The sequence below is a fragment of the Sphingopyxis sp. OAS728 genome, assembly GCF_014873485.1.
Taxonomy (GTDB): domain Bacteria; phylum Pseudomonadota; class Alphaproteobacteria; order Sphingomonadales; family Sphingomonadaceae; genus Sphingopyxis.
In genome coordinates, this window is the sequence record NZ_JADBDT010000001.1 from 1,283,952 (window position 1) to 1,302,820 (window position 18,869).

Here is an 18,869-nt window from a genome sequence, read left to right on the forward strand (position 1 = left end):
TTAAAATGCAAACTTGGCCTGTCCTTTGTCTTCAACAGGGCGCAGGCGTGAATAGGCGAGCAGTTCGGCCATTGAACCGCCTTTGTCACGCCAGTTGTAGAACGTTTCCTCGCCGAGCAACACATAATGCCAATCGGCATCGCTGCGCTGATCGGATGCAATGCCGTTGATCCGATCGCACCAGGCAACCGCCGCCTTGCGTTTCCGCAGGACGTTCGGGGATGAAAGCTGCCCCTGCGCCTTCGTTTCGACGAGATAGATGGACGCCCCCGCCCGCACGAAAAAGTCAGGTGAATAGAAGGCCGGTAGGCCATCTTCCTTAATGTAGCGAAGCCGCGCGAAGGTGTGTTTCTGCTCATTGATCTTGCAATACGCATCCACGCTCGCATCGCGCTCGCAGGTTTCCATGAAGGCCTGTTCGAGGCCACCGCTCCGCGATGGGAAAGGTAGCCGGAGGTAAATTGCCTTTTCGACCGCCAAGGACGAGCCGGCGCGCATGGCGAGTTTCGGCACCTCTGACAGGCGACGATGAGCCACCTCGGCATCGGCAACGATGACGCTATCTTCTGCTTCGAGAATGGCGCGCGCCCATACTTTGATGATATGTTCCGTCACCGGGTCGAGAAGCAGGACGCGCCAATTTTCATCCTCCAGCGGCTCAAATTCCTGTTTGAACAGGTATTGCCGGACGAACCCGTCAATGCCCTCGGCAAGTTCGGCGCGGTTAATCTGGATATAGGGAAATTTGCTGGCGTTGGCGAAAGCCTTGGAGCTGGATGTGGTATCGGTCAGCGTCACGGCTTCCGTGATGCGCCGCGTAATCCGGGCAAGGTAATCATTATAGCCGGTCGCGGTCATGACCCCGCCATGAACACGATAATCGCCGAACCGCGTTTTCGCCTGCACGTCCTCCGAATGGAATTTCTCGCCGTGCCCTAGCTGGCTTTTGAGCTGATCGAGGTTGAACGCGCCGAAGGGGGCCAACTCGGATGGCTCTATCTGCGTATCTTCCAGTTCCTCCATCTGTTCGCGCAGGATGAATGGGATCGCGAAATCATATTCTTCATAACCGTCCCGCAGGCCGACCGACACAAGGTCGCCCGTGGACGTGGTATTGGTGTCATCGTCATCGGCCTCGGCTGCGAGGCCTTCTTGGATCAGCTCGTCATAGAAGCTCTGGAAAGCCGGATGCTCGACAATCGACAGAATATCGATCATGTTATTGGGCGTCTTGCCCGTGCGGATGAGTTGGCGGTTTTCCCGCTTGATATCGTCGTATTCATTGCCGCGCCACATGAGGCGCAGCCCGCGCCCGATGGTCTGTTCGAGCAGGATGCCGGCGCCAGATGCCCGAAGCGGGACGATGACGCAGATGTTGTTTACGTCAAAACCCTCACGCAGCATCAGGACGCTGACGATGACGCGGGGGGATTTATGGCGGTCAACATCGAACAGTCGCTCGCGCAGCACCTTCCACTCGTCGGGTTTCAGCTCACCCTTGCGGTTTGAATCTACCCGAAGCACCTCGTCGTCAGCCAATCCTTCGAGCTGCATGAACTCCGCGACCAAAGGCGTGACCGTGGTATCCTCGCAGACAACCAGCATTTTCGGATGCTTTTCGGGCGCGAGGTCGGCAAAATCGGCTTCCAGCTTCCGCAGCTTGGTAAGGCCGGCGCGCAACATGATGCGCTGCCCTTCAGACAGCATGGGATTGCCATTCTCGTCACGATCGGCTTTGAAATCCAGCTCCTCGTTACTGAGTGCGCCGATTTCCGATCGCTTATCCAGAACGAGGGATTTGACCAGGCCCGCACGCATGGCGGTCTTGAGGTCGAAATCCACCACGATGTGCGGGAAATAGGATTTGCGAGAGTTCTTGCCCGTTCCTACCTCGTTGTAAGGGGTGGCCGAAAAGTCCACCTGAACAAAACGGCTCGCCTTCGGCTCCGCGATTAGGTTGAGGCTTTTCTGCCATTCAACCTCCGTCACCTCGCCCTCACGCTTGAACTCGTGGATATGGTGGGCTTCGTCATTGAAGACCATCAGCGCCGGCAAATCCTTGAGATATGAAAGGATGCCGCCACGCTCATAACGACGGTTCAGGACGTTCAGATCGTTGCCCGCGCTCGTCCCAGGTGGGAGAGGCAGGATGCTTTGAACTACGATCTTTGGATCGACGGATTCCCCAGGCGAGTCGATATCGTCCTCGTCCTGCGGCTCGCCTTCCTCGGAGAGGACATGCCAATTGGAAATGGCGATGATGCCGCCTGCCGTGACCTTGCGGCCGATATCTTCCTTCGGGCAGACCGCGCCCTGTACGAACCGAAAAACCTCGTCCCGATGGGCGTCGGGAATGAACAGCTCTTGGAAAATCGCCAGATCGGAGATGGTGAAATCGCGCTTGCCGTCACGCTCTTTGCCCATGAAGGCATCGAGCAAACGGTCATAGACGATGAGGCCGGGAGCCACGACAAGGAAGTTTTTGGTATATCGTCCGCTATCCGGCGCACGGTTAGCATTAAGTATCTGCCAGACCATGAGGGCCTGCAAAACCCATGTTTTGCCCGTGCCGGTTGCCATTTTCAGGCAGTATTTCGGATAGGCGTTCTTCGGTGCGCGGATCACTTCGGAATCCCGCGCGCTCGCCAGCATGACCTCTGGCGCGGCGACCTGATACAGGTCTTGCAGCGTGTTTACGCCCAGCACCTCATGAGCATAGATCACGTTGAGCAGGGCTTGCCGCTGCCCAGGATGGAAATTGAACTGGCGGGCGTCCTGAAACTCTGCCTGAAACCACCACTTGAGCAGCTCCGCCGTCATTTCCGATACCTGATCGAGGATCGGCGCTTCGCCGTTTTCCAGTCCGATACAGGCTTCCTCAACCTTCGCCGTCAGCCCCTTGGAAAGGGTCAGATCGTTGATGCTCGCCATCACGCCACCTCAATCATGGCTTCGGCTTCAAATCCGAACACATCGACGACGCGAACACAGACCTGTCGTTTGCCGACCTTTTTGGGGAGGTCAGTCAGCCTTGCTTTAGTAACGACGCGATAGGGATCGTCGTCGTTTTCCGTGTTGCCGCGATAGTCCTGCCAGACCGAGCGGAACACCTCCCCGTCATAGTCTGGATCGACGCTCCAATATTCGATGAGCGCCATTGGATCATCGTTGATGACATGCTGGAGCTTTTCGCGGTTGGCATCGTCGAGATTTAGCGCCTCCGGCGAGAGCAGCACATAATTGGCGATCGAAACCGACAAAGACTCCCCCTCGCCCACCTGTTCGCGCGCGACCTCGCCGAGTTTGAGATACTGCAGGGACGAGAACCGAACTTCATCGGCTTTCAGCTTATGCCCCTTCTTTTTGAGCCGATCGAGCAAATCGGGCGGGATCACCAGAACCTCCAGACGATCCCCCTGCCCCAATGCCTCGATATCGTGGCCGATCGTCGAGGAGAAATTCCAGCCCAACACGATGACCTTATCCCAGCCACCCATGAGATTGTCGCGGATCTCGATCGCGCGCCGCAAGGTGGTCAGGCCCGTCATCTTATTGGGGCTATCGGCCAGTACGAGGGTCTTGCCACCCTGCAGCCTACCCATGTTCTTGTTGGGATTTTCCTCCACGGGTAGCGGGAGCGCGCCAAACAAGCCCAGCACGATTTCCGCGAGATCGCCGATGCGGAACTTTGCGCCCATCGTCGAGCGCATCTGCTCGACCTGGTAATCGCCAATATGCTGATAGAGAAACGGCTTGGCGTCTTGGTCGATCATCCGCTTGCGCGTCACCATACACGCCGGCTTTCCAAAATCCGACGCGATCCAGCGACGGCCGAGCCTTTCGGCAACGGCCGCAGTGGTGCCAGAGCCGATGAAGAAATCGGCCACCAAATCACCTTCATTGGAAATCGCAGTAATAACGCGCTCAATCAACGCTTCGGGCTTCTGCGTATTGAAGAACAGGTTTTCCTTGCGATCCGCAGGCTGCAGCATGGATATGCGCCAAACGTCATCAAGCGTCCTTTCGGTGGACTCAATGTAGATCACCTTGCCGTCAGGCCCCTTGGCGTTGACGATTTTTTGCTTCTCTTTGTCCCATACGCGCTTGAGCTGTTTAACCGGCGCTTCCCGTTCTTCCCGTATTTTATTGAAGGTATAATCGTCACCCGCGCGATACCAGAGCAATACATCATGGTTTTTAGCGAAGTGGTTCACATTGCCTTGCATTTTATTATAATAATACCAGACAATCTCGTTGACGAAGTTTGATTTTCCGAACACCTCATCGAGAACCATGCGGACATAATGGCAGACGTGCCAATCCAGATGGACCACGATGCTGCCATCATGGGCCAGCAATTCCTTCATGAGGAAAAGCCGTGGCGTGATCATCCGCAGATATGACGCCGTGCCCTCGCTCCATGTGTCCGTATAGGCGAATTGCTCAATGACATTGGGAAGCTGCTCGATGGAGGCACCGGGTAATTCGACCTTGCGGCGATAATCCGCCTTACTGTCGTAAGGAGGGTCGATATAGATAAGGTTGACTTTGCCACGCACGGATTCCGCGTCGTCGCCGCCCGCCAGTAGAGAGCCGATTGCCAAGAGATTGTCGCCATAGATCAGGCGACTTTCACCGACGGCAGCCGCCTGATCCTTCTTGTCGGCGACCTTGAGCAGATCCTGCCAATTGCTATCGCGCGAGGGAATGACCAATTCCCGCGTCTGCAGGCCGAGGCGATAGTTGCTCTCTGCCCGCTCCATGACGCGCTCGGCTTCGCGCTTCCCCTCGGCCACAATGGCCGGAAGCTGTTCGAGCAAACTCTTCATTCAATATCCCCCTGCCCGCGTTGGTCGCGCGGTGTTGTCTTAAATCGCAATTTGGTCAGATCATCGCCGGCTGCGGATCGAGCAGCTTGCCCTTGAAGGGCGCGACCGTAATATGGGCGGGATTCTTCATACGTATGCCAGTGACAGCGTTCATATCCACCTCCTAGTGGTAATCCTGATAATTGATGTCGATAATCTCGATCTCGTCGTGGTCGATCTGAAACGTCATCCGCCAGTTTTTCGTGACGAACACGCTCCAACTGCCCTTGCGGTCGCCGGTAAGCTGATAGGCTTTCCAGCTGGCACGGTGCGCAGCTCGTCCTCCTGCTCCATGTCCTGGAGAAAGGAGGCCGCGCGCTGTATCTTGGGCACGACGGCGGGTTACAGCCCGCTGCCATCATCTATCTCAATGAGGCGTCGCAATCACCTGTGGACCACGTTTCTGATCTTCATGTTTTAGACTGTCAGAGAAGAGTGTTCGGTGTCAAGTGACGCCATACGACGAAAAAACCCCAGACCACTTCTTATCTGATCGGCGCATCCATCAACAGGTACCAGAAGCTGACCGTCGAAAATTGGGGAGCGCCTTGAGACGAGAGAACGGCGACAATGAGGCGCAAGCTTCGACACGTCAGTCCTCGACTGGCTACATCCAAACTGCGATCCCGACTAGGGTCAGAAATGTCCCCCACAACAAACCACCGGCTCCCGCCCAAGTCACCCACCAGTCTTGCTCATCGTTCGAGCGCTTCTGCTTGATCATACCCTCGACGCGGCCGAGCGAGCGCGCCAGCGCGTCGCACGCATCCACGACGATCTTCCGATCATCAGCCCTGTAGGTGATCAATCCTTCGTGCATTTCCATGGCAATGGTTAGCGGCGTGAGCCGCATCGCCGGTCGATCGTCGATGCTGGCAAGCCACTCCTCCATCTTCGTGAGCCGCGACGCCATCTCGCGGAGCGTTGGCGAGTAATCGGGAAGTTTGTCCTTGGCCGCGGTCAGACCTTCGATGGCGGCGCGCTGAAGCGATATCTCCCGGCGCAGATCCTCGAAGGCGGTGGCGGCATCGGCTGGCTGCTGGGCGGTGCGGGCTGGTTTCTGGGTCATGGACGCAGCCTACATCCCTATCCCCATGCCGCGTCCACGGCCTAGACTTAGTTGGAGATCCTGAGACAGCGTTTTCGAACTCATGGCGTCCAGCCCGAGTTGCGCACGCCGATTCTGGAGCAGCGACTCGAGCTGCGGATCGCGGTGAAGGCTCTTCGCCATGTTGGAGAGATTGGCGCGCGCCGCATCGCGCGCGGCGTAGGTCGGCGCGTCCTTTACCTTCGCGCTCTCCTGCTTCCATGTGGTAACGAACAGTTCGGCACGCTTCTCGGTATCTGCAGTAAGTAGGACGCGTTCACGCGCCGCGCGCTCGGCCGCAGCTCGCTCGGCAGCGCGGGCCGCGTCCTGGCGGTCGATCGCTGCCATCGCACCGGCGGTCCTCCCCTCGGCCGTTTCCTTGGTCAGCTGATAGCTCTTCCCGAACGCCTCGCGTAAATCGTTCGCGGCGCCGGGTCGCAGCGCATCGAGTTCCGCTCGGGCCGTTCGATAGGCATCGTGCTCATGTGGCAACTCCTTGCCCCCGCCCCGCCGCACATCGACGATCTGCTTCGTAATACCCGCGAACCGCTCGACCGCTTTGTCGAGCGGTGACCGCGACGACTCGGCATCGAGCGAGCGGGCGCTGATGCGGACCTCGGCAAGCTTGACCGGGCGCCGCCGTTCGGACGTCACCTCGGCGGGCGGCTCGCGTGCGATGGAGAGTTTCAGCCCGTCGAACATGCCGCGCTCGGGCACCGCTGCCTTCGCGGGTTCGGGCACACGATAATCGCTCGCCATATCCTTGCCGCGTTCGCGCGATGCCGCGCGGATCAGCTTCCCGCGATCGGCAAAATCGTCGCGCCCATAGTGAAGATCGACGCTCTCGCGATGCCGCGACAGGGCGACATAGGTCGAGTGGGTATCGATTCCTGGCGTCGCAAGTAGCTGCACCCGATCAACCGTCATGCCCTGCGCCTTGTGGATCGTGGCGGCATAGCCATGATCGACATGCGCATAGTCCTTCAGGTCGAACGCCACGCTGCGCCCATCGTCCAGCATCACCGCCATGCGCATCCGGTCGATATTCTGGACCGTGCCGAGCGAGCCGTTCTTCACGCCGATACTTCGCTCGTTCCGCAGGAACATCACACGGTCATTCTCGGCGAACATTCGCTCGCCGCGTTCGACGGTGATAGCAACTTCGACGCCAAGCGCCCCGCCCGCTTTGAGCCGGTCGCGCACCGCCTCGTTGAGCGCGCGCACCTCGTCATTGGTATGGGTGAGGATGATGCGGCTGGCGTCCGAATAATGCTGGCGATCACGATCCCAGCCATCGACCAGCTCGGCGCGCGCCGCCTCGCGCGTTTCGGCTGCATGCACAAAGCCAGCCTCCGCATAGCGCCCGATCGCTTCGCCCGTCCGCCCGGTCGCGAGCTCGCGCGTCGCCTGACGCTGCCAGTCCTCCTGCTGGCGGCGGATGTCCATGATCTCGACGGCGCCATGACTTTCTGCGACCGAGCGGAATGCCGCGCCCGCCTCGATCGCCTGCAGCTGCTGCGGGTCCCCAACAAGAACAACCTTGGCGCCCTGCTTCTCGGCTTCGGACACGACGCGCTTAAGCTGGCGCGTACCGACCATGCCCGCCTCGTCGATGACTAGGATATGTTTGTCGGTCAGCCGATCGCGATCGTTAGCCCATTGGTGTTCGAGACTTGCGAGGGTGCGCGACCCGATGCCCGAACCCTGCTCAAGCCCCTCGGCGGCAATGCCTGACAGCGCGGCGCCCTGCACCTGATAGCCTGCCGCCTCCCACGCCTCGCGCGCAACACCGAGCATCGCGCTCTTCCCCGTCCCGGCATAGCCAATGACATTGCTGATTCCGCGCGAACTGGTCACATGCTCAAGCGCGCCGCGCTGCTCGACCGACAGATCGAGACCGCGCTTGGCGGCAAGAGCGAGCGCCCGCTCGCGCTGTCGATCGGGCACGGCATGATTGCGCCGTGCATCGAGCGTCGCGGTCGCGCGTTCGAGACACCGCTCGGCCTCGATCATCGAGCGCGAGGTGAACCGATCGTCGCCGCGACCGTCATGGCCGAGCGCAATCAGGTCGGGCGAGTCCTTCACCGCCAACATCACCGCATCGAACTGCTCCTTTCCGTCACTGTGCCGGTGAACGAACATCGCGAGATCGCGGTTGGTGAATGTCGCTTGCCTATGCGTAATCGCATCAAGCGCGATGCCAGGATGGGCGATGATCTTGTCGCCATTCGACCGGGCAATCTCCAGATGCTCGCCATGCCGATCAGCCTCAAGCCCCTGCCCCGCCATGCGCGATGCTGCCGGACCGATCTTGTGCTGCGGCTCGAGGTCGATGCCCTGCGCTTCCAAGGTGCGATGATCGACGCGCGCATCGATATCGAGCGCGGCAAGACGCTCGTTGACATGCTCGGCCCAGGCTTCGCGCCAATGGGTCAGAAGCTCGGTGCGGTTCCAGTCGCGCACTTTGGCGCCGAACTCGGCCGATCCGTCCTCACCGATGCGGATCTCGCGCATCGTCAGCATGACATGGGCATGGGGTCTGGGGAGACCGTCGATGCCTATGTCCCAATGAACATTAAGGTCGGCGATCATGCCGCGGTCGACGAACTCGCGAGCCACGAAGTCGCGGGCAAGTTCGATCCCCTGATCCTGCGTCATCTCGCGGGGGATCGCGAACTCGATCTCGCGAGCAAGCTGGGCATCCTTACGAAGTTCCACCGCCTCCACATCGTTCCAGAGCCGCTCACGGTCGCGCCATTCCTCGGACGCGCCGTCGGGCAGCAGCACTTCGCTGTGCACGACGCCCACCTTGTTCGAGAAGTCGTGGCTGCGGCCAAGCCGCTCGTCGTGCAGCCGGTCGGCCGAACGATAGGCCGCAGCGGCAACCGCGCTGCTGCCAACCGCGCGGGAAATGACCTTTGCCGAGAAATGATAGATCGCCATGAGGGCTATCCATTTAGGGCAAAACGAGCACGTCGGCACGACGTATAAGCGCGCCCTCACACGATTTCATCGCGCTCGGAATCGTGACATCTCATTGAATTCCAACGCCTTGCAGGGCCGTGAGACTCGGCATAGCTGGATCGTCCGACCCCCTTTCATGGAAGGACAGACGATGCGCAAACCCCGCGATTTCGACGCCGAACTCCAGGCGCTCACCGACAAGGCCAGGGTGCTCAAGACGAAGAAGCAAGGCCAGCTCGGCGAGCTGGTCGTTGCAACCGGTGCCGACGCGCTGTCGATCGAGCAGTTGGCGGGCGCCCTGTTTGAGGCTGCCGGGGCCGACGCTGCGCAGAAGGAGGCATGGCGCAAGAGGGGCGCAGCCTTCTTTCGCGGAGAAGGCGCCCGCGCTCGCAAAGGCGCTCGCCGGCACGCGCGCGGCACATCGGCGGTCGATCCAAGCGCGCAATCGCCTTCAGGCGAAGGCGGCGCGGCATGACACGCGGGCGTGGAAAGTGAAGCGGCGCGAGCGTACGCGCCAGCTCATCGAGCTCGGAGGGCTGGTCGCCAAGGCCGATCTGATCGAGCTGACGGGCGACGATCGCGCGGTCATCCTCGGCCTGCTCGTCGAGGCAGCGGCAAAGCTATGCAGCGCCGAGCGCGAGCAGTACTTGCTGCTCTGGCAGCGACGCGGAAAGCGCGCCTTCGACAGCGGCGAAGCGGCAGCGCCGCCAAACCGGATATTTACCTGACCGCGCTATGCCGTCGGGGTGGCAAGGCCCTGGCATCCTCGTCGGCGAAGGCCGCGTCGTAAATCGAGCACGAGTATCTTGCTCGGCGCGGGCGTGATCGGCGCGCTGGTCGGTGTCGGATCGATCAGCGCCACACCCGAAGGGCGTGATCAGATAATCACGTCCGCTGGAGATGTGGCAGTAGCAACCGGCTTTGCCCGCGAACGCGCTCCTCAAGAGGGCGACCATTGGCGCCGTTGCGACGATGCGCGCGACGCCGGAACGGCGCCGATCTATCGCGGCGAACCGGGTTACCGTGATTGGCTCGATGCCGACGATGACGGGATCGCCTGCGAGCCCTATCGCGGGCAGTAGGCGCCCGTACTATTTCGCTTTGGCGCGACCCCGCGCAGCAGGCTTTCGTCCGCCGCCTCGGCCCTTCGTGCCAAGGCCGATTTGCTTCGCAAGTTCCCGGCGCGTTTCGGCATAGTTTGGCGCGACCATCGGATAGTCCTTCGCCAAATTCCATTTGGCGCGATACTCGTCGGGCGTCATGTCATGATCCGTCGCGAGGTGGCGGCGCAGCATCTTCATCTTCTTGCCGTCTTCGAGACATACGATGTGATCAGGCTTTACCGACGCCCGGACCGACACCGCAGGCTGCTGCGGCTCAACCGCTGGCTCAGCCTTCGTCGTAAGACCCGCGAGCGCATCGTGGACCGAGCGGATGACGAGCGGGATATCCGAAATCGCGACGCTATTATTGCTGACATGTGCAGCAACAATGTCGGCGGTCAGCGTGACCAGCATGTCGGAATCTTCCATCTCCATAACCCCTATTCTGCGGCGCGGTTGGCGCCTTCCAAGCCCGCGAGATGCTCACGGCAGATCGTTGCGACTAGACCTTCGAGCACAGCGACGCGCTCGCCGATCCACGTCAACTCCTCGGCGGTGATCTTATAGTGAGGTGAGTAGCGCGCGCCGACATATGCGAGCCGCAGCAACTCGAAGCAGCGGCGGCTGAATTTTTCGTCGCGAGGCCACGCTTCGATCAGTGCGGGCGCAATTTGCTCACACTGCGAGCGCAGAAAATTAAGTCGGTGCGACTTTGGGCTATAGAGTGACAACACAAGAAGCGCACAGTGATAGAAGCGCTCGGTCGCCTGATGGTAGTTGAACGCAGCCTCGTTGAAATTGCCACGATCCACTAGAAACTTGCCTGAAGCCGCAAATGCTGTCGCGCTTTCAAACCACGCCTCGAAATGCTTTTCGGCTTCAACCATCGCTTCTTCGGGAGAAAGATTGCGTGGCTGTGCAAATTCATATCCCTCGGCCTCGTAAAGCGCGATCCCCTGCTCAACGATATCAATGAAGAATGGCCGTCCGCGCTCGAGCTGCGCGTTCACATCTTTAAGCGAGTGAACAATGAAACTGACCGGCGCCGTGCGGGTGTGATTGATGGCAACCTCGCGCATGAGCCGATCCTCGGCAGCCGACCAATGTTCGAAATCGGTGAGTCGCTCGTTGTTGACGACAACGAGGATATCATAGTCCGACTGGTAGCCACCGACTGGATCGTCGACCCAGTCGCCGCGCGCATAGCTACCGTAGAGGACGATCTTGAAGATCCGCCCCTTGCGGTTCCAGTCCGAATTACCCCGCGCATGCGCAGTTTCAAATTCCTCGAACAGGATACGCACGACATCAGCAAGTTCGCGCTGCTTCGATTGCGGGAGATGGTCGAGACTAGTTCGCATCATTCTCTTCCTGAAAGGCGGCAGGCCGGATGGCAAGCGCCATCCCGCCTGCCGCGGATCAAAGCCACGGCCAAACCAGACGCGGGAAGCGTGCGTGAAGGCACCGCGACCACATAAGGAGGGTGCAGGCGAAGTCGGCAATGATGTGCTCTACAGTCACGCCGTGCCGCTCTGCCAGCTCCGGATAGGGGGTATTGTCGAAGCGAACAGACAGGAAGATATCGCCCTGCCGCGCGGTCATCTTGCGCAGCGCGATGACCATCCGGCGCTCGGCGTCCGCAATGGTCACGGTGGAAAGATCGCGGCGTCTCACTGCTCGTCTCCGACGAAGGCGAGCAGATAGTCGCTCGCCTTGCTCGCCTGACTGGCGGCGCGGAAGATCGCCTTCTCATCGCCGCGCAAGACCGAGAGCCACGACGCGATATAGTCCGAGTGCCGAACGGTAGGGGCGATGCCGAGCGAAGCGCAGGTGAACGCCGACGCCATCTCGGCAACAAGCTCTTCCTTGGCGTAAGCCTCCGAACCAAACCCACCCTTCTGGTCACGGTCCAGCCGACTGCCATGTCCGGTCCAGTGCCCGAGTTCGTGAAGCGCGGTGCGATACCAGTTGATCGGCTCATGGAAGGCCGCCTGCGGCGGCACCTGAACAAAGTCATGGCTTGGACTGTAGAAGGCGTCGCCCCCGCCGATCTGGAAGCGCGCGCCGCTGGCGGCGATCAGCGCATCGGCTTCGGCAATGGCGAGGACAGGATCGATTGCCACGGCTTCGGGGGCGAAGTCCTCGGGCAGCCCTTCGCACTGCTCGACGTTGAACACGGTGAAGCGTTTCAAGAATGCAACCTGCCGCGCCGCGCGATCCTCGCCGCGCGCCGCCTCGACTTCGGCCTTGGGCGTGAAGCGGTCAGCGTAACAAATGATCGTGCCCTTCTCGCCGCGTCGGACATTACCGCCCGCCGCTTCGGCCTGCCGGTAGGTGAGCCAGCGCTGCGAGGCAAAGCGGCGACGGATGACCTCGGCCCACAGGATCAGGACATTGATCCCCGAGTATTTGCGGCCCGTTCCGGCATTCTGCGGCATCGTGCAGCCGCATGCCGCGCTATCCCAAGGCTGGACCCAAGGCAGTCTTCCTTCCTCGAGCTCCGCTATGATGCTGCTGGTGACCTCGGAATAGAGGCTCTGCCGTTCGATTTTCTCCGCACGCATATCCCTTCTCCTTCAAACCACCGCACCCCGGCCCGGAAGGGGGCGGGGTGGGCGGCAGGAGGGAGCCGGCAGACCCGCGACATCGGCCGGGGTGCATCCGAAGGACCGCAATGAAATGGAGGACCTGCGGCACGCGGGTTGCGGCCCGGCCGTGCGGGGCTAGAGGCGAGTGACGCCCACCCTGCCCCCGCCCAGCCGGGGACAAACGACTCCGCCGCGAAGCGGCGACCGCTGGTCCCAACCCCCACGAATCGAAAAACGATCGCGCCGCCGACGGTGCGGCAACCCGAGCGCGACCGTCTCAGACGGTCTCATTTTGGACGGGTGAGACAGAAAATCCGAAACGGAGCGAATTAATTTGGTGCCATTTGAGGGTACATTAGACCGCAGTAGGAAGCAGTAGACGGCATTTGGCCGCATTTGACCGCATTTGGCCGGAAAGGGCCTCTTTTCAGACCGTTGACGACGACCGAACTTCTCCCACATCATCAGCGCTGTGAGAGGGCACACAGCTTCATATAAAGGAGAAAATGTGCATGTCGTCTCAACCCATTCCCGACCGGTTCCTCCGTCTCAACACCGTCCTCGACCGCACCGGTCTCAGTCGCGCAACGCTCTATCGGAAGATAGCCGCCGGCACCTTTCCGCACCAGGTCAAGATCGCCGAGCGCTGCTGCGGCTGGCGTGAGTCTGAAGTTGCGGCGTGGCAACGCGACCCGGACGGCTTCAACGGCTCAGGTCTGCCGCCTCTCGCGGCCTGACTGGCACGAGAAGACCCCCGCACCGCCGAGGCGGTACGGGGCATGTCGCGGATCAGTCGGCCGGGTTCCAGATGAGCGCGTAGCCGTCTTCGCCATCCTGGCCGGCGGCCCGGCCGAGGTTCGCATAGAGGCGGCGCGGTCCGAACTCGGGAGCCGCGAGGCTCAGCGACACATAGGGCTCGCGCGATGCCTGTCCGACGCGGATCCAGCCGGCACCGATCTCGACGCCTTCCGAATAGACCCGGTAGTCGGGCTGGACGTCGCCCGCCTTCGAGCGGTTCGCCCGGATTTCGATCGCGGCGCGGATCGAGAGGGTTTTCAGCTGGCCCACGAAACCCGTTTCGATGGTGCCGTTCACAAAGCCGATAGCTGCCATTGGTCGTCTCCTCAAATTCACCGCGGGACCATCCCTGCGGCATGGGCGGACCAAGGGCCGGCGCCTGAGGTGTCTCGCGAACCCGTAGGGCCGCAGCGAAGCGGAGGAGTGCGGCGGCGCGATTATTTGAAGCGAAGCGGCCGCGAGGAGACTGCGCAGCAGTCGGGGAAATAATCGCGCCGCCGCACTTTTGCGGGACGCCGCGCCGGTCCAGGTCATATCGCCCGTCGCCGGGGATGCTTCTGCGGCTGAGGTCTTCGAGACCGTGGCAGCCTCGCCTTGGGGGCTATCGAGAATTTCGGGAGACAAGCCAAAGCTCGCGGTCCGCGCGCTACCCCGTTCCCCAGCGCGACGCGGCCAAAGCCCTTCCCGACTATCCAATGACTTGCGCGAAAATCCCGCATTGGGACAATCGACCGAGGAAATTACGACGAGTTGCAGCGGCTTGCTCGAAATCCTGTCGGGTTTCTACAATTCTGCGAGACGGTCGCCGTTAAAGGATTGCGTACGAAATCTTCCGCTGAGCGGTCGCTACTGCGACCCACGCGACAGCTCGGTGTGGGGGGCGATGTTTTGCGATGCATACATCGTTGAAGGGCGGCGCGAGGAACTCCTCACGCCGCCTTTCCTTTTTTGGCGCCCGCGCGTCGATGCCGCTTGCGGCAGCGGCGCGCGCCGAACGATCAACGCCGCGCCGGGCTCGACCGGCGCGTCAATTTCCCCGCGCTAAAAATGGGCAGGCGACCGAAACCGCCTGCCCTGTCGATCAGGCTGCAAGAGGCGGGAGTTCCTCTGCTTCGCCCTCGCTGGTTTCCGCCACTTCATCCTCGGCGCTGGCCGCAAGCTCATGTCGGACGCTCGCCGCCGCCTTCACGCTGCCTACCCCACCGCGCGTAGTGTAAGCAGACGGCGGGAACACCATCCACTGCGGAACCCACGACTCGGCCCTCGCGCGGCCGTTCGCGCCTTCGAGGCAATCCGAGACAATGGCCTTCAACGCCTTGCCCTTCTCACCGGCGTTCGCTGCCGCCACCTCCTGCCCCGCGACCTCGCCGACGATGGCGAGCAGAACTTCGCGGTCGCGAAGCTGGTCGAAGAAGGCCGCGTCCGCCGACCAGTGCTGGCGCATGTCGGTGCCGAGATGGAGCCCGATCATCTCGACCGCCTCGCTTCCCGCCTGCAACGTCTCGCCCATGACGATCGCTACGATCTCCAGTACCACCGGATCGGGCAGTTCCAGAAGGCGCGCAAAGAGCGGAGCAAAAGGGGGACGGTTCATCGGCCTTCCCGTGACTGTCGGGGCCTCCTCATCGAACCCGAGCACCGCCAGCACAGCACGGCGCTTGATGTCAAACGCCGTCTCGGCGGAAGACGTCTCGACGCTTTCGGCGATATCCTCCTTCGGCGCCCGCTGGCTCTCGACATCGACGCGCCAAAGATCGGCGCCCGCGATGACATGCGCGAGCATCGCCCGCAGCGCGACGCCGCCGTGCCCTGCCAGATCGGCGCGAACCGCCGCATGGCGATGAAGGTCGATATAGGCATTGAGCGGGCCGGAAACTTCGGGACGAACGGGCTTCGCGATTTCGGCATTGCCGTCGCCATCGCCGCCGCCACCCGAAAGCCGTTTCGCTTCCTTGGTGGTGACGAAGCCCTCGTGGAAAGTCACCTCCCCGCTCTCGCGGACCTCGACATAGATGCGGCTGCCTTTGCGCTTGCCCGCATGGGCGTAATCCCACGACCGGAACCAGTCGCCGCGCGCCATGATGACGACATCGGACCAGCCCGCTTCGAGATAGTCAGCCTTTCGCGCCTCGATGGCTGCCATCTGCGCCGACCAGAAGCCATCGCCGTCGGCAAAGAAGCTGTCCTCGCCGAACAGGTCGGACACGACAGCGAGCTTCGCTTCCTCGGCATCGAACAGCGCGTACTTCACGGCAATGGCGGTGCCGCCGAACAGCCATGCTTTCAGCTGATGACCGGTCGGGCAATAGCTGCCCTCATCGTCGAACAGCGCCAGCCACGCCTTCTGCTGGCTCTTCGATGCGAGGGTCAGATGCCGAACCGTGCCCGCATCGATCTCGCCGCCGCGATAGAGGGTGCGGATGCGGGGGAGCAGATTGCCGAGCGCAAGGATGCGCTTCACGGCGCGCGGTTCGAATCCGAAACTGTCCGCGACCTCTTCGACCGACCGCCCCGCCTTGACCAATGCGACGAACGCCTCCCACTGGCTGACCTCGTCGGGCTGCACCCGTGCGAGATTTTCGAGCATCGAGGCTTCGAGCGCATCGGCATCGTCGCCCTCGTCCAGAATGGCGCAAGGAATGGGCCGAACCGCCCCGCCCTCACGCGCGACGGCACCCACGGCGGTAAAGCGCCGACGCCCCGCGACGATCTCATAGTGGCCTTCCGAACAATTGGGCCGAACGAGCAGCGGAACAAGTACCCCGCGCGCGCGGATGCTCGGCATAAGGTCTGCGACGTCGGGGTCTTTCCCCTTCCCGCGCATGTTGGCGGCTGCGATGGACAGATTGCCCAGTTCAATGAAATCCAACTTCATGATTTTCTTCCTTCTCTTCAACCACACCCGGCCCCGGACGGCGGGGCGGGCGGCGAGAAAAGGCGAGGGGACCGCGCCAAAGGACGGCGCGCACCCGAAGGGCCGCAACGAAGAGGAGGAGCCGGGCATCGCCCGGCTTGCGCGCTGGCCGAGCGGTCCCATAGCCGTGCGCCGAACGACACGCTGTCCGTGGCCGGCCACCAGCAACGCCGCCGTGCGGTCAGCGCGGCGTCAATATCGGATAACAGACGCGCCCTTGGCGAAGCCGCAGGCGGGGCGGCGTGCGCGCGCAGATGTGCTTAGCCGCCGCCCCGCCAAGATCAGCGAGCCAAGAGCGCAGCGCGGCAACCCAAGCAAACGCGCGACCTCTGGCGGCAGCCTGCCGCCGCCAGTGCGCGATCATTTGAGGCCGCGCTCAATCTGCCGTCGGCTCAACTCTCCCAAGCTTCATTGAGCACCACTGCCGCCAATGCTGATTTGTCATGCGGGAAGAATCGACCGTAATGTTTCGCGACGATTTCCGGGCTATCCTGAATGGCATAGCCCGCCTGCTCGTATGAGCCAGTCTTCTTGAGGACATGGGTCGCCAAAACATCTCGAACATTATGCGGACCGTGCGGGAGCAGGCCCTTGATCGCACCTTGGCCGGTATATGGATTGTAGATCCCATAGCGTTGGGTCGTCAGGCGCCAGGCATCGTAAAAACCGACCTGACTATAAGCGGCATTTTTCGTGGTCAGCTTCGCCGACTTCACAAAGAAGGTCTTCGGATCCTCGGCGCCCCCGAGCAGGATTTGCCGATCGCGCTCCAAATAGAGATCGATGAACTCATAGAGCCGTCCGAGATCGGGCAGCAGCAGTCGATAGGGCTTTCGGCTGAAAAAGGATGAGGACGCATTCTTGAAGGCAACCGCCGGAATGAAGACCTCCCATCCGCCCGACAGATCATTCCATCGCAGCTCTCCGCACTTCAGCCTTTCGAGCTGCTTCTCGCTGCTGTGGTGCCCGCCCCGGACGCAGAAGCGAAGCTGGCGCAGATTCTTCTGTCGAAGTCCCAGGTGCAGTCCGAAACGCAGCATCAGAAAGGCGCGCACGGCCTCGGCCGCGGCTTTCGGATACCGACGTGCACTAGGCATCCGGTCCAGTATTTCTTCCGTGATCTTGCGATATTCGCCGACGGGGCTCTCAGCCTCAAGGATGGGCAATATGGGCTCGAAAGGATCGCGATGAACCTTCGCGACGCGCTGGACGTCCTTCTTTCGGTTCAGCGCATAAATGGTGAAGCGGTCACAGACCGCATCCCAGTCCCGCCGCGCCTCTTCGACTTCCGCAGCTGAGATCAAACCATCAACGGGTTGCAACGCATCTGCGAGGTCAGAGTGCTGCCGCATCCAGCCCGTCTTGTCTCTCGCAAGCGAGAGCGCGAAGTCGAGCATGTTGATTTCCCAGCTCGTGTAGAAGCCGCGGCGATCTTCGCGCCAATGGAGATACCAGTCCCAAAGAGACGGGAAGAGAAGCATGGCGAGGCACAGCCGATCGATCGGAACGCCGAGCCCCTTGATCTCGCCGTCGGCCGGCGACCGCAGCGCGCCGAAGAGCAACCCGAGATGCTCGAGTTTCTGCGATGCAGTCTCTTCGCCCCACATCCCCTGCCGTAAAAGCCCCGACGGAGCCAGGGTTGAGGTCTTGAACGCGATGAGGCGGCCGACTTCTTGCTGGAGATGCAAAGGTGCATCCCGGCACGCCAATTCCGTTCCCTCGTCCGGATCATCCTTACCGGAGCCGCCGCCGCCTCGAACACGGCCGTCACCAAGGTTACCCGGAAAACGAAGCGAGAAGCGCTGCTGCGTCGCTTCGCGCTGGAACCGCCGATAATCTGTGGCGCCCTCAATGATCACCGAGCGCACCCACGCCAATATCTCCTCGCGCTCGCGTTTGGGTCGTGTCGAGAAATCGCTCGGAAGGTGCCAGGCAAGCCGGCGACGCTCCGCAGTCGTAAGTTTCGCAATAGCGGGCCGCGCGGCGGCCCGGCCGCTCCGGTCCAGCTTCTCGTGGAAATAGCCTGCCGGGAGACGATAGCGCCGCTCGATTCGTTCGAGGACAGCAAGGCTTTCTACCGTCCCTGGCGATTTTGCACCGACAGCCCAGGTCTGAATCGTCTTGCGGTCGGTTTTGTCGCCGGGACGGATGATCGCGCGATGGAGATGATTGCAGCTGTCGCCGTGCCGCATCATGTGCAGTGCGAGCGCTTCCGGGAACGTGGGAGGGTCTATCCAGTCCTCGGCCGACGGCTCGGGGAATTCGACAATCGGCTTCGGTTTGGGGCCACGCTTTAATTTGGGCCGAAGGACGGTCTCCGCTTCGCCGCTGACGGATGTGAGGGATGGTCGTTCTGCCAATATTGTGGGCACGTTTGATATGCTCCTGAAATGGGGTGCGGAGCGGCGCCCAATGCCAGAAGCCCATTTTCAAAAGGGAAATGCCGTGCGACCGGGTCAATGCAGCCACGCGAGACCAACCAAAGCGGTCAAAATGGTCGAGAACAGATTCTGCGCGAGGATGCTTGTTTTACTATCGGCACGCTGG

General features: G+C 61.4%; 16 protein-coding genes. 5 read left to right on the forward strand and 11 right to left on the reverse strand.

The window, feature by feature from the left end:
* From GGC65_RS05995 to traA, 4 genes are all read right to left on the reverse strand, one after another.
* Complete coding sequence (locus GGC65_RS05995; RefSeq protein WP_192646325.1) at positions 1–2,931, reverse strand: DEAD/DEAH box helicase family protein; 2,931 nt, start codon at positions 2,929–2,931, stop codon at positions 1–3.
* Positions 2,931–4,829, reverse strand: coding sequence for a site-specific DNA-methyltransferase (locus GGC65_RS06000; RefSeq protein ID WP_192646326.1), 1,899 nt, complete (start codon positions 4,827–4,829; stop codon positions 2,931–2,933). Before GGC65_RS06000 ends, GGC65_RS05995 begins: the two co-directional genes overlap by 1 nt.
* Positions 4,830–5,475: 646 nt before the next feature.
* Positions 5,476–5,937 carry a DUF6118 family protein gene (locus tag GGC65_RS06010; RefSeq protein ID WP_192646327.1) on the reverse strand — a complete coding sequence of 154 codons (462 nt, stop codon included), beginning with the start codon at positions 5,935–5,937 and terminating at the stop codon, positions 5,476–5,478.
* Positions 5,938–5,946: 9 nt separating this feature from the next.
* On the reverse strand, positions 5,947–8,898 hold the full coding sequence (gene traA / locus GGC65_RS06015) for a Ti-type conjugative transfer relaxase TraA (RefSeq protein WP_192646328.1): 2,952 nt from the start codon (positions 8,896–8,898) through the stop codon (positions 5,947–5,949).
* On the opposite strand from traA, the gene GGC65_RS06020 reads away from it, so the two are divergent.
* The 3 genes from GGC65_RS06020 (at position 8,897) to GGC65_RS06030 (ending at position 10,001) form a co-directional block, all read left to right on the forward strand.
* On the forward strand, positions 8,897–9,394 hold the full coding sequence (locus GGC65_RS06020; RefSeq protein WP_413052717.1) for a conjugal transfer protein TraD: 498 nt from the start codon (positions 8,897–8,899) through the stop codon (positions 9,392–9,394). The two genes, traA and GGC65_RS06020, sit on opposite strands and share 2 nt — an antisense overlap.
* Positions 9,395–9,410: 16 nt before the next feature.
* Entirely contained in the window at positions 9,411–9,647 is a 237-nt protein-coding gene (locus GGC65_RS06025; protein ID WP_192646329.1) for a conjugal transfer protein TraD, read from the forward strand.
* A gap of 78 nt (positions 9,648–9,725) precedes the next feature.
* Entirely contained in the window at positions 9,726–10,001 is a 276-nt protein-coding gene (locus GGC65_RS06030) for an excalibur calcium-binding domain-containing protein (RefSeq protein WP_225940692.1), read from the forward strand.
* A 9-nt stretch (positions 10,002–10,010) separates the two neighbouring features.
* Here the strand turns inward: GGC65_RS06030 and GGC65_RS06035 are convergent, their stop codons facing one another.
* The 4 genes from GGC65_RS06035 to GGC65_RS06050 are packed head-to-tail and all read right to left on the reverse strand — an operon-like array spanning position 10,011 to position 12,586.
* Positions 10,011–10,457, reverse strand: a complete 447-nt coding sequence (locus tag GGC65_RS06035) for a MucR family transcriptional regulator (RefSeq protein WP_192646331.1) — start codon at positions 10,455–10,457, stop codon at positions 10,011–10,013.
* Positions 10,458–10,462: 5 nt separating this feature from the next.
* On the reverse strand, positions 10,463–11,383 hold the full coding sequence (locus tag GGC65_RS06040) for a nucleotidyltransferase and HEPN domain-containing protein (protein WP_192646332.1): 921 nt from the start codon (positions 11,381–11,383) through the stop codon (positions 10,463–10,465).
* A 58-nt stretch (positions 11,384–11,441) separates the two neighbouring features.
* Entirely contained in the window at positions 11,442–11,696 is a 255-nt protein-coding gene (locus tag GGC65_RS06045; RefSeq protein WP_192646333.1) for an iron dicitrate transport regulator FecR, read from the reverse strand.
* Positions 11,693–12,586 carry an ArdC family protein gene (locus GGC65_RS06050; RefSeq protein ID WP_192646334.1) on the reverse strand — a complete coding sequence of 298 codons (894 nt, stop codon included), beginning with the start codon at positions 12,584–12,586 and terminating at the stop codon, positions 11,693–11,695. Before GGC65_RS06050 ends, GGC65_RS06045 begins: the two co-directional genes overlap by 4 nt.
* A 536-nt stretch (positions 12,587–13,122) precedes the next feature.
* Here GGC65_RS06050 and GGC65_RS06055 point away from each other — a divergent pair.
* Positions 13,123–13,347 carry a helix-turn-helix transcriptional regulator gene (locus tag GGC65_RS06055; RefSeq protein WP_192646335.1) on the forward strand — a complete coding sequence of 75 codons (225 nt, stop codon included), beginning with the start codon at positions 13,123–13,125 and terminating at the stop codon, positions 13,345–13,347.
* A 52-nt stretch (positions 13,348–13,399) separates the two neighbouring features.
* Here GGC65_RS06055 and GGC65_RS06060 read toward each other — a convergent pair whose 3' ends face one another.
* Positions 13,400–13,723, reverse strand: coding sequence for a DUF736 domain-containing protein (locus tag GGC65_RS06060; protein WP_192646336.1), 324 nt, complete (start codon positions 13,721–13,723; stop codon positions 13,400–13,402).
* Between the two features lie 445 nt (positions 13,724–14,168).
* On the opposite strand from GGC65_RS06060, the gene GGC65_RS06065 reads away from it, so the two are divergent.
* Positions 14,169–14,453, forward strand: coding sequence for a hypothetical protein (locus GGC65_RS06065; protein WP_192646337.1), 285 nt, complete (start codon positions 14,169–14,171; stop codon positions 14,451–14,453).
* A gap of 36 nt (positions 14,454–14,489) precedes the next feature.
* Here GGC65_RS06065 and GGC65_RS06070 read toward each other — a convergent pair whose 3' ends face one another.
* Entirely contained in the window at positions 14,490–16,283 is a 1,794-nt protein-coding gene (locus tag GGC65_RS06070) for a ParB/RepB/Spo0J family partition protein (protein WP_192646338.1), read from the reverse strand.
* Between the two features lie 431 nt (positions 16,284–16,714).
* Positions 16,715–18,682 (reverse strand): hypothetical protein, encoded by a 1,968-nt coding sequence (locus tag GGC65_RS06075; RefSeq protein ID WP_225940693.1) that lies wholly within the window; start codon positions 18,680–18,682, stop codon positions 16,715–16,717.
* Between the last annotated feature and the right edge of the window lie 187 nt (positions 18,683–18,869).

Bases quoted from the DNA above. Each gene is read 5' to 3' on its own strand.
- GGC65_RS05995 (WP_192646325.1), bottom strand. From the start codon at position 2,931: ATGGCGAGCATCAACGATCTGACCCTTTCCAAGGGGCTGACGGCGAAG.
- GGC65_RS06000 (WP_192646326.1), bottom strand. From the start codon at position 4,829: ATGAAGAGTTTGCTCGAACAGCTTCCGGCCATTGTGGCCGAGGGGAAG.
- GGC65_RS06020 (WP_413052717.1), top strand. From the start codon at position 8,897: ATGAGGGCTATCCATTTAGGGCAAAACGAGCACGTCGGCACGACGTAT.
- GGC65_RS06040 (WP_192646332.1), bottom strand. From the start codon at position 11,383: ATGCGAACTAGTCTCGACCATCTCCCGCAATCGAAGCAGCGCGAACTT.
- GGC65_RS06055 (WP_192646335.1), top strand. From the start codon at position 13,123: ATGTCGTCTCAACCCATTCCCGACCGGTTCCTCCGTCTCAACACCGTC.
- GGC65_RS06050 (WP_192646334.1), bottom strand. From the start codon at position 12,586: ATGCGTGCGGAGAAAATCGAACGGCAGAGCCTCTATTCCGAGGTCACC.
- GGC65_RS06070 (WP_192646338.1), bottom strand. From the start codon at position 16,283: ATGAAGTTGGATTTCATTGAACTGGGCAATCTGTCCATCGCAGCCGCC.
- traA (WP_192646328.1), bottom strand. From the start codon at position 8,898: ATGGCGATCTATCATTTCTCGGCAAAGGTCATTTCCCGCGCGGTTGGC.
- GGC65_RS06060 (WP_192646336.1), bottom strand. From the start codon at position 13,723: ATGGCAGCTATCGGCTTTGTGAACGGCACCATCGAAACGGGTTTCGTG.
- GGC65_RS06035 (WP_192646331.1), bottom strand. From the start codon at position 10,457: ATGGAGATGGAAGATTCCGACATGCTGGTCACGCTGACCGCCGACATT.
- GGC65_RS06010 (WP_192646327.1), bottom strand. From the start codon at position 5,937: ATGACCCAGAAACCAGCCCGCACCGCCCAGCAGCCAGCCGATGCCGCC.